Genomic DNA, 523 nt, shown 5'->3' with positions numbered 1-523 from the left:
CAGTACCTCCCAGCGGTGCCCGTCGGCGGAGCCTTCCAATGTCCAGGCACTCGGCGCGCCGCCGGTGCCGGAGGTGAGGGTGTAGATCTGCACCGGCCTCGGCGGACCCTCCGCCGTGTACTCCACGACCGGGGTCGCGGTGCGGAAGGTGATCTGGGTGCGGCTGGTGTCGTCGAACAGTGCCGTCACCGCGGTGCCGTCGGAGGCGCGGGCCCGGGCCGGAACCAGGTCGGTCAGCGGACGCGGGGGTCGCCCGTCCGTGGTGAGTGACGGCGGTTCCGTGCCCCACTGGGACGGGGTTTCCGACAGGTGGAACTCCAGCGTCGCGCCCGCGGTCAGCCGGTGGTGGGCGATCCAGGCCTGTTCGTGCGGTACTCCGTCGACCCGCAGACCCTCGACGTAGGGACCGCGCCCGGTGGTGGTGATGATCACGTGCCTCCCGTTCTCCAGCCGGATCCGCGCCTGGCCGAACAGCGGCGCGCCGAGTACGTAGCCGGGGCTCGCGCCGCCGGGGGCTAGCGGG

1 protein-coding gene is annotated in these 523 nt (G+C 73.0%); it reads right to left on the bottom strand.

The features are described from left to right. Positions 1-523: glycoside hydrolase domain-containing protein (locus ACYU7Q_RS21920; RefSeq protein ID WP_460611588.1), on the bottom strand; the 523-nt coding region annotated here is incomplete at both ends.

This window comes from Hymenobacter terrigena (assembly GCF_054776515.1).
This window is presented reverse-complemented; position numbering and strand designations above follow the sequence as displayed.